Source organism: Klebsiella sp. GG_Kp173 (genome assembly GCF_040062415.1).
Classification (GTDB): domain Bacteria; phylum Pseudomonadota; class Gammaproteobacteria; order Enterobacterales; family Enterobacteriaceae; genus Klebsiella; species Klebsiella quasipneumoniae.
In genome coordinates, this window is the sequence record NZ_JBEAFZ010000086.1 from 82,210 (window position 1) to 96,904 (window position 14,695).

The 14,695-nt window shown below is 62.0% G+C and carries 13 protein-coding genes and 1 riboswitch; of the genes, 7 read left to right on the forward strand and 6 right to left on the reverse strand.

Annotation, left to right across the window (positions count from 1 at the left end; genetic code table 11):
- Nucleotides 1-10: 10 nt before the first annotated feature.
- Both ABLU50_RS21185 and ABLU50_RS21190 read right to left on the reverse strand, forming a co-directional pair.
- Nucleotides 11-955: a lipoprotein gene (locus ABLU50_RS21185; protein ID WP_004202566.1), complete on the reverse strand. Its 945-nt coding sequence runs from the start codon at nucleotides 953-955 to the stop codon at nucleotides 11-13.
- An 18-nt stretch (nucleotides 956-973) separates the two neighbouring features.
- Nucleotides 974-2,095 (reverse strand): BamA/TamA family outer membrane protein, encoded by a 1,122-nt coding sequence (locus ABLU50_RS21190; protein WP_004202568.1) that lies wholly within the window; start codon nucleotides 2,093-2,095, stop codon nucleotides 974-976.
- Between the two features lie 220 nt (nucleotides 2,096-2,315).
- Nucleotides 2,316-2,417: riboswitch (TPP riboswitch) on the forward strand.
- 68 nt (nucleotides 2,418-2,485) lie between these two features.
- Here ABLU50_RS21190 and ABLU50_RS21195 point away from each other — a divergent pair.
- From ABLU50_RS21195 to ABLU50_RS21225, 7 genes are all read left to right on the forward strand, one after another.
- A complete protein-coding gene (locus ABLU50_RS21195; RefSeq protein ID WP_043519610.1) occupies nucleotides 2,486-3,181 on the forward strand; it encodes a TenA family protein in 696 nt (231 codons plus the stop codon).
- The gene (locus ABLU50_RS21200; protein WP_043519611.1) at nucleotides 3,178-3,906 is read left to right on the forward strand and encodes an ABC transporter ATP-binding protein; all 729 of its coding nucleotides are present in this window, start codon (nucleotides 3,178-3,180) and stop codon (nucleotides 3,904-3,906) included. The genes ABLU50_RS21195 and ABLU50_RS21200 overlap by 4 nt, the downstream gene beginning before the upstream one ends.
- Nucleotides 3,903-4,643 (forward strand): ABC transporter permease, encoded by a 741-nt coding sequence (locus ABLU50_RS21205; RefSeq protein ID WP_043519612.1) that lies wholly within the window; start codon nucleotides 3,903-3,905, stop codon nucleotides 4,641-4,643. The genes ABLU50_RS21200 and ABLU50_RS21205 overlap by 4 nt, the downstream gene beginning before the upstream one ends.
- 24 nt (nucleotides 4,644-4,667) lie before the next feature.
- Nucleotides 4,668-5,603 carry an ABC transporter substrate-binding protein gene (locus ABLU50_RS21210; protein ID WP_004202574.1) on the forward strand — a complete coding sequence of 312 codons (936 nt, stop codon included), beginning with the start codon at nucleotides 4,668-4,670 and terminating at the stop codon, nucleotides 5,601-5,603.
- Between the two features lie 306 nt (nucleotides 5,604-5,909).
- The gene (locus ABLU50_RS21215; protein ID WP_004202575.1) at nucleotides 5,910-7,295 is read left to right on the forward strand and encodes a diaminobutyrate--2-oxoglutarate transaminase; all 1,386 of its coding nucleotides are present in this window, start codon (nucleotides 5,910-5,912) and stop codon (nucleotides 7,293-7,295) included.
- 9 nt (nucleotides 7,296-7,304) lie between these two features.
- Nucleotides 7,305-8,786, forward strand: coding sequence for an aspartate aminotransferase family protein (locus ABLU50_RS21220; RefSeq protein ID WP_176391548.1), 1,482 nt, complete (start codon nucleotides 7,305-7,307; stop codon nucleotides 8,784-8,786).
- Nucleotides 8,787-8,996: 210 nt separating this feature from the next.
- Nucleotides 8,997-9,890 (forward strand): LysR substrate-binding domain-containing protein, encoded by an 894-nt coding sequence (locus ABLU50_RS21225; protein ID WP_087833068.1) that lies wholly within the window; start codon nucleotides 8,997-8,999, stop codon nucleotides 9,888-9,890.
- 338 nt (nucleotides 9,891-10,228) lie between these two features.
- Here the strand turns inward: ABLU50_RS21225 and ABLU50_RS21230 are convergent, their stop codons facing one another.
- The 4 genes from ABLU50_RS21230 to ABLU50_RS21245 all read right to left on the reverse strand — a co-directional run bounded on the left by ABLU50_RS21230 (nucleotide 10,229) and on the right by ABLU50_RS21245 (nucleotide 14,680).
- Nucleotides 10,229-11,419, reverse strand: coding sequence for a cytochrome c biogenesis protein/redoxin (locus ABLU50_RS21230; protein WP_087833067.1), 1,191 nt, complete (start codon nucleotides 11,417-11,419; stop codon nucleotides 10,229-10,231).
- Between the two features lie 102 nt (nucleotides 11,420-11,521).
- Nucleotides 11,522-12,865, reverse strand: a complete 1,344-nt coding sequence (locus tag ABLU50_RS21235; protein WP_087833066.1) for an ATP-binding protein — start codon at nucleotides 12,863-12,865, stop codon at nucleotides 11,522-11,524.
- The gene (locus ABLU50_RS21240) at nucleotides 12,862-13,602 is read right to left on the reverse strand and encodes a response regulator (RefSeq protein WP_049092217.1); all 741 of its coding nucleotides are present in this window, start codon (nucleotides 13,600-13,602) and stop codon (nucleotides 12,862-12,864) included. Before ABLU50_RS21240 ends, ABLU50_RS21235 begins: the two co-directional genes overlap by 4 nt.
- An 85-nt stretch (nucleotides 13,603-13,687) precedes the next feature.
- Complete coding sequence (locus ABLU50_RS21245) at nucleotides 13,688-14,680, reverse strand: alpha/beta hydrolase (protein ID WP_064177788.1); 993 nt, start codon at nucleotides 14,678-14,680, stop codon at nucleotides 13,688-13,690.
- Nucleotides 14,681-14,695 lie beyond the last annotated feature (15 nt).

Below are 14,695 nucleotides of genomic sequence, written 5' to 3' on the forward strand. Positions count from 1 at the left end.
GCAGGTTTAGTTAAAAGCGGTATTCACCGGAGACAAAGAAGCTATTGCGGTCGTTAAAACCGAATTCAGTCAGCACGTTAAAGTTTTTGGTGACTTCATACTGGGCGCCAATCAGCATATTCCACGGCGAGGTCAGCTTTTGCTTAACGTCGAATTTGCCCTCGCCGTCTTTATTGACCGCGGCAATTAGGGGCTGCAGCTCTGGCGGCATGTGCAGGTCGGCGAGATCGCCCTTAAACTCCTGCTGCACGTCCTGATACATGCTGCCGACCCACAGGCTGAGATGGGACGGCCCGTCGATCCCCTGAAAACTGAAGCGGTAGCCGACGCGCGGCGAGACGGTGACCGCCGAAATGCTGCCGTCGAGGATATCGAAGTCGGTGCGGGTGTAGTTAGTATCCACTAACCCAAACCAGTTGCCGTAGCCGCCGGCGAGCGTAAAGCCGGTCCCCCAGGTGGTGCCTTTAAAATCAAGCGTAAAATCAATATTCTGCAGCTTTCCGCTCTGATAAAGCTGGTGAACCGCGCCGGCGATAACCCGGTCCAGACCGCGAAACTGCGACGGATCTGAATCCACTGAGACCTGCGAGACGGACGACCCGCGGGTATGCCCCACCAGTCCGTATACGTTGAGGAACGGAAAGACCCACATATCAAGGCGCAGGTTTTCGGTTTTGCTCTTCTCGCGGGTGTGCCCGGCATCGATGGCAAACATATCGCTGGGAATGGGATGGTTGCCGAGCTTAAGCCCGGAAAAGGTAATACTGTCGACCATGATATCCTGTCGGATATTCATATAGCTCAGGTTGACGCCGTAAGGTAACGGAATGGAATATCCCCTGGCGCGAGCCTCCTCGCCCCAGATCGGAAAATAGCTGTCGCTCTCGTCCGGCTCCGCAGCCGACGTGCCCCAGGCCGCTAACAGCAGCGTTAACACCGCGCCGGATGATCTCATTTTTGTTCTCATGTGTAGTTATAAACCCGAACCGACATTGAAATAGACCGCCTGTTCATGCTCGCTGAACGCCACGTCAATCCCGGTACGTAAACCGTACTGTCGCGCGATCAGGTATCGAAAACCGGCCCCCCATGCCACCTCTGACTCTTCCCATAGCGTATCCGCCGCGTCAGCGGCGCTCCCGGCGCCAACGAATCCCTGCAGGATCCAGCGCGGAGTAACCGCCCAGGCCAGCTGGGTTTGCGCCGTGGCCACGTAGTCGCCCTGATAGCGGTAGCGCGAAATCCCGCGCAACGCGATATAAGGACGCGCCATCGGCATCAGATGCTTATCATGGTGGGTTAAGGACTGATAATTGCCCGCGACCGCCAGGGTCAGCGTCTGGCTGAGCGGAATAAACACCTTTCCGTCCAGCGAAAAAGTGTTGTAGTGATAATCGCCCCCGAGCAGCGAACGGAAAAACCGATATTCCCCCTTCAGCGCTAACCCACTCTGAGGATAGAAAATATTATCGGTAGTGTCATATTCCGCCACCACCCCCAGCGCCGAAGAGGTGCTGTTTTGCCCGAGCACCTGCTGCCACACCCGGTTGAGCCGTGGATTATCGGTAGAGACATCCGCCCGGGCATACACCTGGGAGGCCCCGAGGAACACCGGCGTGTCGCCCAGGCGAAACAGCAGCTTTTGCAGCGCGGCGACGCCTTTGGTCTGCGTCTGCACCGGTTTAGCATGGCTGAAGCCGCCAGTATCGCCGGAATAGATATCCAGATTGACGTTAGCGTAGCCGGCGCCCGCCAGGTAACGAATGCGATCATGCTGCCAGGTGTGACGATGACCGCCGCCAATAAACCAGGTGCCATTCTGCGTGGCGGCCCCGCCAAAAGCGGTGAGCGGCGGAGGAATAAACTGCCCGCCCTCCCGGCTACCTTTGCCGTGTAAAAACAGGCCAAATAGTCCGCCACCATAGCCGATGGCCGGCTCGGTTATCGCCAGCGGCACCGGCAGAAAACCGTAACGGTTTTCCGCCAGATACTGACTCATGTCGAGCATGCCATCTTCCGCATCGAACAGATCGGCGGCATCGCCAGGCGGGCACAACAGAAACAGAAGCGCCAGCGTGGACAGCGGGAATTTCATGCTCACTCCAGGGCGTTGGGGCGCGCACGACACGCGTGGCGAACAGGATTATTACAACGGAATAAGGAAAATATAACGTAACCGGAGAACCCTCACCAACGCGCAGTGGCCTGTTTTTTGGGTATTTTTGGACAAAAAAGAGCTGGCCGTCACAGAAAGCCGCCTTCGCTTCGCCGGACGGCGCGATGATTGTATTCATAAGGTGAATGTCGTATAACATAGCGCTACCGAGGGGTGTCCCGTGAGGGCTGAGATGGCGCAAGCCGAACCCTTTGAACCTGATCTGGGTCATGCCAGCGAAGGGACGGGTCGGCAATTTTGCCAGCATTACCGCCATTGCCTGTTCACACCCCTGCACGCCCGGATCTCCCCTGCATAACTGGAGGTCCTGTGATTGTTCCCGCGTTTAGCCAAGGTCTTTATGGCCGTTTACGCCAGCTGGCCGCCGCTGACTGGCAGCACTATGTGGCGCACCCTTTCGTCCGGCAGCTCGCCGAAGGCACCCTTGCTGAAAGCGCATTTCGTCGCTATCTCACCCAGGATTATCTGTTTCTGATCCATTTCGCCCGCAGCTACGCGCTGCTGGTGAGTAAACTGCGCACGCTGCCGGAGATGCGCGCCGCGGCCGCCTCCATGAACGCCATTCTTAACGAAGTGCCGCTGCACGTCGGCTACTGCGCCCAGTGGGGCATTAGCGAACCGGAGATGGCCGCCCAGCCTGAAGCGCCGGAAACCATCAACTATACCCGCTACGTGCTGGATATCGGCCATGCAGGCGACGCGCTGGATCTGCTGGTCGCTCTGATGCCCTGCGTAGCGGGTTACGCCGAAATCGGTCTGGGCCTGCTGCATCACCCCACCACCCGACTGGACGACAATCCTTACGCCTCGTGGATCCGCAACTACGGCGATGAAGGCTATCTGCAGGGCGTCAGCGCCGCGCTGGCGCTGCTGGAGACCGTGTGGCAACAGCGTGGAAGCGAGACCCGTATCACTGAACTGAGCGACATCTTCACCACCGCCACCCGCCTTGAGGCGCAGTTCTGGCAGATGGGGCTCAACGCCGCGGTGGAGTCCCGGGCGTGACGGCGCCAGGTATCGAGGTCCGCAATCTGAGCCTCCATTTCGGCGACCGCCGCCTGTTCGACAATCTGTCGCTGACGGTCCCCGGCGGCCAGTGGGTGTCGCTGCTCGGCGCCAGCGGGGCCGGAAAAACCAGCCTGCTGCGGGTCATGGCCGGCCTGGCCCCCGCCACCTGCGGGGAAGTGGTCGCCAGCGACGGCAAGCCGATACCCGGCCGCCTGGCGTGGATGGGGCAGAAAGATCTGCTTTATCCCTGGCTGAGCGTTCGGGAGAACGTCGCCCTCGGCGCGCGGCTGCGCGGTGAGAAAGTGGATCACGCCCGGGTCGCCACCCTGCTGGAACAGGTGGAGCTCGCCTCCTGCGCCGACGCCCGGCCGGCGACGCTCTCCGGCGGGATGCGTCAGCGCGCCGCGCTGGCCCGCACCCTGTATGAGGACCGGCCCATCGTGCTAATGGATGAGCCTTTCTCGGCGCTGGACACCCTCACCCGCACGCGCATTCAGACCCTCGCGGCCACCCTGCTGGCGGGGCGGACGGTGGTGCTGATCACCCACGATCCGCTGGAAGCCTGCCGGCTGAGCCACCGTCTGCTGGTCCTCTCGGCCGCCGACGGGGAGATCGACGACAGCCATCACCTCACCGGCGCGCCTCCGCGCGCGCCGGACGCGCCCGAGCTGTTGAACGCCCAGGCGGCGCTGCTGCAGCAGTTGATGAGGGCCCACTCATGAGCGGACGTCTCTGGCGCGGCGGCATGGTGTTCTGCGGACTGATGCTTCTCTGGGGGCTGGCCAGCCGCAGCGGCATTCCTCGCTTTCTTTTACCCTCCCCGGCGGCGGTCGCCGAGGCGCTGTGGGTCAATCGCGCCTATCTCGGCTGGCACACGCTGATTACCCTCAGCGAGATCCTCAGCGGCCTGGCGCTGGGGGTGGCGCTCGGCGTCACGCTGGCGCTGGGCATGATCCTCTCCCCGCGCCTGCAGCGCTGGCTGATGCCGCTGGTGCTCACCAGCCAGGCGATCCCGGTCTTTGCCCTCGCCCCGCTGCTGGTGCTGTGGCTGGGGTTTGGCATGAGCGCCAAAGTGGCGATGGCGGTGCTGGTGATTTTCTTTCCCGTCACTTCCGCCTTCTTTGACGGCTTGCGACGGGTCAACCACGACTATCTCGATCTGGCGCGCAGCATGAACGCCTCCTTTGGCGCTCAGCTACGGCATGTCCGCCTGATGGCCGCCCTGCCGGCGCTGGGCTCGGGCCTGCGCATGGCGGCGGCGGTGGCCCCCATCGGCGCCATTATCGGCGAATGGGTCGGCTCCGCCGAGGGACTGGGCTACGTCATGCTCAATGCCAACGCGCGGCTGCAAACCGATATCTGCTTCGCCGCGCTGTTTATTTTAGTGCTGCTGACCCTCTTCCTGTGGCTGGCGGTAGACACCCTGCTGCACCGGCTGATCGACTGGTCGCCGGAATAATCATGAAGTAATAAAGGAAAACAGATGAAAACGTCGCTTTTCGCCGGGGCAACCCTGACGGCGCTGCTCAGCGGTCACGCGCTGGCCAATGAACCGCTCACCCTGGTGCTGGACTGGTATATTAACCCCGACCATGCGCCGATTATGGTGGCCGAGCAGATCGGCGCCTTTAAGGCCCAGGGTCTGGACGTCAAGATTGTCCCTCCGTCGGATCCGGCGCTGCCGCCCCGTATGGTGGCCGCCCGTCAGGCAGACCTGGCCATCACCTACCAGCCGCAGGTGCACTTCTTCGCTGACGAAGGGTTACCGCTGGTGCGCGTTGGCACCCTGATCAACTCGCCGCTAAATACGGTGATCGCCCTCGATAAGCAGATCAAAACCCCGGCGGATCTGCAAGGCAGGAAGGTGGGTTACTCGGTCAGCGGCATTGAGCAGGCCACCCTGGCGACCATGGCGCAGCATTCGGGGATCGATCCGGCCAGTATCAAGCTGGTCAACGTCAATTTTCAGCTGACCAGCGCTCTGCTGGCGGGCCAGGTGGATGCGGTCATCGGCGGCTATCGTAATATAGAAGCGCAGGAGCTGAAGCTGCAGGGCAAAGCTCCAGTGGTGATGAACGTTGAGGATTATGGCGTACCGGCCTATGACGAGCTGGTGATTGTCGCCCACCGCGACGCGATTCATGAGGCGAAAATCCGTAAATTCCTCACCGCCCTGCAGGCCGGGGTCAGCTATCTGCGCGCCCATCCACAGGAGAGCTGGGAGGCGTTCGCCGCCGCGCACCCGGAGCTGAAGACCGAGCTTAACCATCAGGCGTGGCTGCAAACCGTGCCGCTGTTCGCCACCGATCCGGCGGCGCTGGATAAAGCGCGCTATGACACTTACGAACAGTTTTTATATAACAATAAGTTGGTGAAAAAAGTTACACCTTTAACAAATTATGCGGTTGAGCTGCATTGACTCTTGCTATCGCTGACGGAAGGCTTTCCGTCAGCGCTTTAACGCAGCGGCAATAAAAATATAGAGACTTTCTCACTAATAATTACACTTTAAAGGGTTATCGTTACCTTGGATTGTTTTATTATAATTCAGCAGGTTATGTTAATTTTTACCCCGGTAAGAATAGCGTCAAAATAACGCAATCAATAAAACGTTGAATGCGGATTTAAAAAGCCATATATTGTGCGCGCTTTATGAATGCCAATTCAATTCCTTACACCAATTATTCAACCAGCGTTCAACCGCAATGCTGGTTGTGGGAGTGATATGATGACGGATAAAGTCCGTATTGATACTTTACGTGCTGATTTATTAGACGCAAACAACGAAACCTTTTTGGCCCGTCAGGCCGAATTTGAATCGAATGTCAGGAGTTACCCGCGTAAGTTACCGCTGGCTATCACTAAAGCTGAAGGCGTGTGGCTGACGGATGCGGATAACAAACAGTACCTGGACTGCCTCGCCGGCGCCGGTACTCTCGCTCTGGGCCACAACCACCCTGATGTATTGCAGAGCATCCAAAGTGTCATTACCAGCGGCTTGCCGTTACATACTCTCGATCTGACTACCCCGTTAAAAGATCGTTTCTCCGAATACCTGCTCTCTTGCCTGCCGGGCGAAGGGAAAGAGTATTGCCTGCAGTTCACCGGTCCTTCCGGGGCTGACGCCGTGGAAGCGGCGCTGAAGCTGGCGAAAAAATACACCGGCCGTTCCGCGGTGATCAGCTTCTCCGGCGGCTATCACGGCATGACCCACGGCGCGCTGTCGGTCACCGGCAACCTGTCGCCGAAAGCGGCGGTCAACGGCATGATGCCGGAAGTACAGTTTATGCCTTACCCGCACCTGTACCGCTGCCCGCTGGGCATCGGCGGCGAAGCCGGCGTCAAAGCGCTAACCTACTACTTCGAAAACCTGATCAACGACGTGGAGAGCGGCGTCCGTAAACCGGCGGCGGTTATCCTCGAAGCCGTTCAGGGCGAAGGCGGCGTGAACCCGGCGCCGGTCGAGTGGCTGCAGCGCATCCGCAAAGTGACCGAAGAGCACGGCATTCTGCTGATCGTCGATGAAGTGCAGGCTGGCTTTGCCCGTACCGGTAAATTCTTCGCCTTCGAACACGCCGGTATTCAGCCGGACATCATCGTGATGTCGAAAGCGGTTGGCGGCGGTCTGCCGCTGGCGGTGCTGGGCATTAAAAAGCAGTTCGACGCCTGGGAACCGGGTCACCACACCGGCACCTTCCGCGGCAACCAGCTGGCGATGGCTACCGGCCTGACCACCCTGCGTCATCTGCGCGACAACAAGATTGCCGACAAAGTCGCCGCCCAGGGCGAGTGGCTGAAAGGCAAACTGGCGGAGCTGCAGAAACGCTACCCGGTAATCGGCCACGTTCGCGGTCTCGGTCTGATGATCGGTATCGAAATCGTCAAGCCGAACGAAGCGCAGGATCACATGGGTTGCTACCCGGCTGACGGCGAACTCTCCGCCCTGCTGCAGAAGAAATGCTTCGAAGCGGGCCTGATTCTGGAGCGCGGTGGCCGTCACGGCTGCGTGCTGCGCCTGCTGCCGTCCCTGCTGATCAGCAACGCGGAACTGGATGTGTTCCTCGACAAATTTGAACAGGCCCTGCTGGCCGCCGGCGTAAAACCGGTCTGAGTGGAGTAAGTGACCACCATGTCCACATTGAATCCGATTCTTGCTGGTTCGGCGCAGAGCGTTGAGGCCTATCAGCAGGTTATCGAGCAGACCAGTCAGGCCGTTGTGCAGTGGCTGAAGCAACCTGAGATGTATCAGGGGAAAAGCGTTGACGAACTGCGTGAGCGTATCTCCCTTGAGTTTAACGAACAGGGTTTGGGTAACGAGGCGGCGATTGACCGTGCGATCGAGTACTTCCTGAAAGACAGCCTGTCGGTGCACCACCCGCAGTGCGTGGCGCACCTGCACTGCCCGAGCCTGGTGATTAGCCAGGCGGCGGAAGTGTTGATCAACGCCACCAACCAGAGCATGGACTCCTGGGACCAGAGCCCGTCGGCGACCATCATTGAGATGAAGCTGATCGAGTGGCTGCGCGCCCGGGTCGGCTATCCGGCAGGCGACGCCGGCGTCTTCACCAGCGGCGGCACCCAGAGCAATCTGATGGGGCTGATGTTGGCGCGCGACGCCTTCTTTGCCCGTCAGGGACACTCCATCCAGCAGGATGGGCTGCCGGGGGATATCCGCAAGTACAAAGTACTGTGCTCCGAAAACGCCCACTTCTCCGTGCAGAAGAACATGGCGCTGATGGGGCTCGGCTACCGCTCGGTCACGCTGGTGAAAACCGACGAATTCGCGCGGATGGACGTGGCCGATCTGCAGGCGAAGATTGCGCAAGCGCAGGCTAACGGCGAGCAGATCATGGCGATCGTCGCCACCGCCGGCACCACCGACGCGGGGGCTATCGACCCGCTGCGCGACATCGCCGGTATCGCCGCGGAGCATCAGATCTGGCTGCACGTTGACGCAGCATGGGGCGGCGCGCTGCTGCTGTCTGAGCAGTATCGCGACTATCTTGACGGTCTGGAGCTGGTGGATTCCGTTACCCTGGACTTCCACAAGCAGTTTTTCCAGACCATCAGCTGCGGCGCGTTCCTGCTGAAGGATGCCCGCCATTACGAGCTGATGCGTTATCAGGCGGCCTATCTCAACTCCGAGTTCGATGAAGAACACGGCGTGCCGAACCTGGTGTCCAAATCGCTGCAGACCACCCGCCGCTTCGATGCGCTGAAGCTGTGGATGGGCCTCGAAGCGCTGGGCCAGAAGCAGTATGCGGCGATCATCGATCACGGCGTCACCATGGCGAAAAACGTCGCGGATTACGTGAAGTCTCAGCCGACGCTGGAGCTGGTGATGCAGCCGCAGCTGGCGAGCGTGCTGTTCCGTTCCCGTCCGGCGCAGATGGCGCAGAGCGACGCGGCGGCAATCGCCCTGCTCAACCAGCGCGTCGGCGACGCCCTGCTGGCTTCCGGCCGCGCTAACGTCGGCGTGACCGAGCACAACGGCGTTACCTGCCTGAAGCTGACCCTGCTGAACCCGGTGGTGACGCTGGATGATGTGAAGGTCCTGCTGAGCCTGGTGGAGCGCACCGCTCAGGAGCTGCTGGCGCAATAATCTGCCTGAGCGAGGCGGCGCCTGTCGCCCCGCTCAGCGGCCAGCCCAGCCAGTACTAAGCCGATAAGTTCTCTTATCGGCTTTTTTTATTCCTGCCTGCGCTACCGACGCGCTTCTACGCTTCTCGCCGTAGGTCCGTTGACGCCTGCCCGCCGCGATGCCACAGTATGGTCCCGATAATGGCAATCGCCAGAACCTAACGTCCCGGTAATAAGGATGATAATGGAGAAACGCTTACCCGGCCTCGATCTCGACGCCCTGCGCAGCTTTGTGACCGGCATGGAGTGCGGCAGCTTCGCCCTGGCGGCGCAGCGTCTGGCGCGCTCCACCTCCGCCGTCAGCGCCCAGCTTAAAAAGCTGGAGGGCCAGTGCGGCGCCGCGCTGGTGGTTAAGCAGGGGCGGCACCTGGCGCTGACCGCGGAAGGCGAAAAGTTAATGAGCTACGCCAGACGGCTGCTGGCGCTCAATGATGAAACCCTGCGCGCGCTGCAGGGCGAGCGGCTCACCGGCGAAATTCACCTTGGCATGCAGGAAGATTTTGGCGAATCGCTGATGCCGGGGATCCTTGGGCAGTTTACCCGCCACCATCCGCAGGTACGGATAGTCGCGAGGGTGGATCGCAATGGCCCGCTGCGCCAGGCGCTGGCGGAGGAGACGCTGGATCTGGCGCTGCTGTGGCAAACCGAAGATCAGGGTCCGGGGCTGGGCCGCTGTCCGCTGGCGTGGATTGCGCATCCTGACTTTGACGTTCGCGCGCTGCTGGCGTCCGGCGAGCCGCTGCCGCTGGTGATGTTCGACAGCCCGTGCCTGATGCGTTCCCGCGCCATTGCCTGTCTCGATGCCGCTGGGATCCCCTGGCAGGTGGTGTTCGTCAGCCACAGCCTGAGCGGCATCTGGGCGGCGGTGCAGGCTGGCCTGGGGCTGACGGTTCGCACCCGCATCGGCATGCCCGGCAATCTGCGCCCCGCCGGCGGACTGCTGCCATCCCCTGGCAGTCTGGCCGTCAGTCTGCAACAAACCCCGCGTCAGGAACCCCATTGCGCCGCGGTCGCGCTGCTCGGCGAACTGATGACCGAGGCCCTGCAGGGGTGGGTTGAAAGGTGACAGTGTCACGATAACTCCCCTAACCCTCTCCCGAAGGGAGAAGGAACCGTTCGGCAGTCACCGGCAAGGGGTATTCTGCGCCGTTCCCGTTTCAGTGCCCGGTGGCGGCTGCGCCTTACCGGGCCTACACGCGGCTCCGTAACCCGGTAGGCCGGGCAAGCGTAGCGCCGCCCGGCAAGGGGCATCTGGCGCCGTTCCCGCTTCAGTGCCCGGTGGCGGCTGTGCCTTACCGGGCCTACACGCGGCTCCGTAACCCCGTAGGCCAGGCAAGCGCAGCGCCGCCCGGCATCAGGTATAAGGCCTGGAGGGATCCATCCGCCAGAGGCCTGCGCCGCGGGTCAGGCTTTGCTCTCCTGCAACAGCTGCTGGATCACCTGCTCCTGGCGGGCATAATCCCCTTCGCCGAAGGCGGTATAGCGAAGCTGCCCGCGAGCGTCGAAAATGTAATGCGCCGGCCAGTATTGATTGCCGAAGGCGTTCCAGATGCTGTACTCATTATCCGCCACCACCGGGTAGGTTATTCGCCACTCCTTCACCGCCTGGCGCAACAGCGGCAGCGAACGCTCCCAGGGATATTCAGGAGTATGCACGCCAATCACCACCAGCCCGGCCGCGCGGTATTTGTTCGCCCAGTCGCGCACGTAAGGCAGGGTATGCTGGCAGTTGATGCACTCCCGGGTCCAGAAATCCACCAGCACCACTTTGCCCTTCAGACGCTCCGGGGTTAACGCCGGGCTATTGAGCCATGCGCTGCCCCCCACCAGCGAAGGCATGGCGCTACTGGGCTTGGGCATAGCGATCGGTTGCAGAACCGTTTTCTGCGTCGGCTGCGGCAGACGGGCGGCCAGCCGCTGCTCCAGCGCCTGACTCCACCCTCCCGCGCTTTGCAAATAGCGGTCGCCGCCGCTGGCGATCAGCGCCACCGAGGCCAGCATCGCCACCCCCGCCAGCCGGCGCAGCCGTTCGCCGAACGCCAGCCCGCGACGCAGACGGGCAATCAACGCCGCGCCGCACCACCCGAGCAGGAATAACATCACCGCCCCGCCGCTGCCGTAGGCCAGCAGCAACCCGCCGGTGGTCGCCTGGCCCGGATGCACAAAGCCCAGGCTCAGTATCGCCCCCAGTACCGGCCCGGCGCACGGCGCCCACAGCAGCCCCACCGCCAGCCCGGCCAGCAACGAACCGATCCAGCCGCGCTGGCGTGAGCTGGCGTCGTTAAGCTGATTCCCCAGCGCCACCAGCGGTGAAGTCAGCCGCTGTGCGATGCGCTGCGAAAGCAGACTCAGCCCGACAAGGACGAAGAACGCCAGCGCCAGGCTGCGCCCAACCAGAGTCAGATTGACCACCCAGCCGCTGGCGACTGTCACCAGCCACGAGACAGCGCCGAACATCAGCGCCATTCCCGCCAGCATGATCGCCAGCTGCCCCCGGTGGCCCCGGACGCTGGCGAACAGCAGCGGGATCACCGGCAGCGTACAGGGGCTCAGCAGGGTTAACATCCCGCCGAAAAATGCAATTAATATCGACATCGCCTTCTCCTCATTGTGTCGTCGCTGCCGGGAGTGGCAGCCACGACATTACAGCAAGGAGATGTAGGGCGGATGTGTCAGGAAAGCGGGAGAATTGTCGGCTTAGTTTTCCAACTGCGCCGGAGATACAGCAGGATACAATCCCTGCGCGGCGAGACGCACGCTGGCGTCCAGCCCGCCCTGCGGGCGGTTGGACAGGCGCAGCGTGCCGTTCATCTGGCTGACCAGCTGCGCGGCGATCGCCAGTCCCAGACCGGTGCCGCCGGTATCGCGATTGCGCGAGTCCTCCAGGCGAAAAAAGGGCTGCAGCACCGCCTGCAGCGACGCCTCAGGGATCCCCGGCCCCTCATCCAGCACATGGATAGTGATATCCCCGGCGGCGTCGCGGGTCAGGGTTACCGTTACCGTGGCGCCGAATTTCAGCCCGTTATCGATAAGGTTAGTCATCACCCGGCGCAGGGCCTGCGGTGGGATCCACACCACCCCGGCGCTCTCCTCGGGGCAAAACCGCACCGGCCGGCCAACGTCGGCATAATCGCAGGCGATACTGTCGAGAAAGGTGTCAAGGTTCAGCCGCTGGCGCGCCTCCGCCAGCGGCTGCGAGGTGCGGGCGAAGGCGATACCTTCGCGCACCAGGCGGGTCATATTGTCGAGATCCTGCAGCAGTTTGTCGCGCAGTTCCGGCTGGTCGGCCATCTCCACCCGCAGCTTCATCCGGGTGATCGGCGTTTGCAGATCATGGGAGATGGCGGCGAGGATCCGCGCCCGCTCCTGCAGATGATCGTGGATGCGGGTCTGCATCGCGTTAAACGCGCGGGCGGCACGGCGCACCTCCTCTGGCCCCTGCTCGGCCATGGTTCCCGCCGTGTCGCTGGCCGGCTCAAGCGCATTCACCGCATGGGTAAAACGGGTGATGGGCAGCAGTACCTGGCGAACCGCGTACCAGGCGCAGGCCAGCAGGAGGACAAACTGAGCGATCAGCACCACCGGCAGCCAGCGGGCGATGGGCGGTAGCTTCGGCCACAGGTCGAGGGTCAAGGGGGCGCCATCGTGGAGGGTAATATGGGCCTGGATATGCTGACGCGGACCGGGGATCGCCACAATACTCACCGGATATTGCGCGCTCAGCGCCTCCTGCAGGGAGCGCGCCGCGTCCCGGGCGCGCCAGCTGTCCGGGTAGTCGCCGCGTTCGCCGGCGTCCAGCTGATAGCGGTAGTTGCCGCGCGCCAGCTTCGGCAGCCATTGCGGGCGTTCAGCGGGCGGCAGACGGTCGAGGATCGCCACGCTGGTGGCGACATCAGACGCCAGATTGCCCAGCATCACACTGCGGGCGCTGCTCATTCGCTCATAAAACAGCAGCGACAGGGTTAAGGTGTTCGCCAGCAGCAGCGCCAGAAACAGCAGCGCCATCAGCCTCGACTGCAGCGAGACGGGCCAGAACCTCATTCATGCCTCTCGCGGATGGAGACCGGGACCGACAGCACATAGCCTTCGCTACGCACCGTCTTAATATAGGCCGGCTCCCGGGCATCCTCCCGCAGGCGCTGACGCAGTCGGCTCACCAGCAGGTCGATTGACCGTTCGAACAGTTCGGCGTCGCGTCCCTGGGTCAGATTGAGCAGCTGATCGCGGTTCAGCACCCGCTGGGGATGGTCGAGAAACACCCGCAGCAGTCGATACTCCGCCCCGCTGAGGGCGACAATCGCCCCGCTGTCGTCCAGCAGATGGCGGGCGGCGGTATCGAGCAGCCAGTCGCCAAAGGCGATCAGCCTGCCCGCCTCGGTGATCTGCAGGTTGGGCGGCAGCGCCCGGGTGCGGCGTAAAATGGCCTTGATGCGCGCCAGCAGTTCGCGGGCCACAAAGGGTTTAATCAGATAATCGTCAGCCCCCATTTCCAGGCCGAGGATCCGGTCGCTGTCGTCGGTGCGGGCGGTGAGCATCAGCACCGGAATATCCTGCTGCGGGTTAGCGCGCAGCTGGCGGCAGAGCGTTAAGCCATCCTCGCCCGGCATCATGATATCCAGCACAATCAGGTCAATTTGATGATTTTTGAGCACCGACCACATGGCTTTGCCGTTCGCCGCGCCGCTGGCGCGATATCCCGATTTTTCCAGATAGTCGACAATCAGTTCCCGGATGTCGCGGTCGTCATCGACGACCAGGATGTGGTCAACACGCTCCAAAGGATGCTCCTGCGGCAAAATAAACTCTTCACAAGCATAAGCCGTGTTGCCGGAAGCGCAACGTCGCGCGCCGGCAAGTCGCGGGTTACAACCGATCGGCGTCCACCACCGCCTGCACAAACGCCGTCGGATCCTCCTGCGGCGGGTTATGGCCTACCGCCCCCGGCAGATCCCGGTGCTCATATTTACCGGTAAATTTGGCCCGGTAGCTGGCCGGAGCCGGATGCGGCGCGCCGTTATTCGCCCCTTCCAGAGTGATGGTGGGCACGGTTATCGGCGGCAGCGCCGCCAGCCGTTGTTCATAGCCGGCATACTTCGCTTCCCCCTTCTCCAGCCCCAGGCGCCAGCGGTAGTTGCTGATGGTGATCGCCACGTGGTCCGGGTTATCCAGCGCCCGGGCGGTTTTGGCAAAGGTCGCGTCGCTGAATGGCCACTGCGGCGACGCCTGATGCCAGATAAATTTCGCAAAGTCGTGGGTGTTCTGCCGGTAACCGGCTTCGCCGCGCGGGGTGGCAAAATAGAACTGATACCACCACGACAGTTCCGCCTGCGGCGGCAGCGGTTTTTCGCCAATCTGCTGACTGCTGATCAGATACCCGCTCACCGAGACCAGGGATTTCACCCGCTGCGGCCACAGCGCGGCGACGATATCCGCCGTGCGCGCCCCCCAGTCAAAGCCGGCCAGATCTGCCTGCCTGATGTTCAGGGCGTCCATCAAATGGACAATATCGGCCGCCATCGCCGACGGCTGACCATTACGCGGCGTTTTCGCCGACAGGAAACGGGTGGCGCCGTAGCCGCGCAGATACGGCACAATCACCCGGTAACCCTTCTGCGCTAAAGCCGGCGCCACCTGGGCATAGCTCTGAATATCGTAGGGCCAGCCGTGCAGCAGAATCACCGGCTGGCCGTCCCGCGGACCGATATCCACGTAGCCAATATTCAGATCGCCAGCGTGAATCTGGTGGATTTTGTCGAACGCCCCCGCGTCTTCAGCGGCGCAAACGGCGGCGGACCACAGGGTGGATAACCCCAGCGCCGCGGCGCTGGCATACCGGATCAGGGATAATCTGTTCATCGCTTTCTCACCTTT

Bases quoted from the DNA above. Each gene is read 5' to 3' on its own strand.
- ABLU50_RS21185 (WP_004202566.1), bottom strand. From the start codon at position 955: ATGAGATCATCCGGCGCGGTGTTAACGCTGCTGTTAGCGGCCTGGGGC.
- ABLU50_RS21190 (WP_004202568.1), bottom strand. From the start codon at position 2,095: ATGAAATTCCCGCTGTCCACGCTGGCGCTTCTGTTTCTGTTGTGCCCG.
- ABLU50_RS21205 (WP_043519612.1), top strand. From the start codon at position 3,903: ATGAGCGGACGTCTCTGGCGCGGCGGCATGGTGTTCTGCGGACTGATG.
- ABLU50_RS21210 (WP_004202574.1), top strand. From the start codon at position 4,668: ATGAAAACGTCGCTTTTCGCCGGGGCAACCCTGACGGCGCTGCTCAGC.
- ABLU50_RS21215 (WP_004202575.1), top strand. From the start codon at position 5,910: ATGATGACGGATAAAGTCCGTATTGATACTTTACGTGCTGATTTATTA.
- ABLU50_RS21230 (WP_087833067.1), bottom strand. From the start codon at position 11,419: ATGTCGATATTAATTGCATTTTTCGGCGGGATGTTAACCCTGCTGAGC.
- ABLU50_RS21235 (WP_087833066.1), bottom strand. From the start codon at position 12,865: ATGAGGTTCTGGCCCGTCTCGCTGCAGTCGAGGCTGATGGCGCTGCTG.
- ABLU50_RS21245 (WP_064177788.1), bottom strand. From the start codon at position 14,680: ATGAACAGATTATCCCTGATCCGGTATGCCAGCGCCGCGGCGCTGGGG.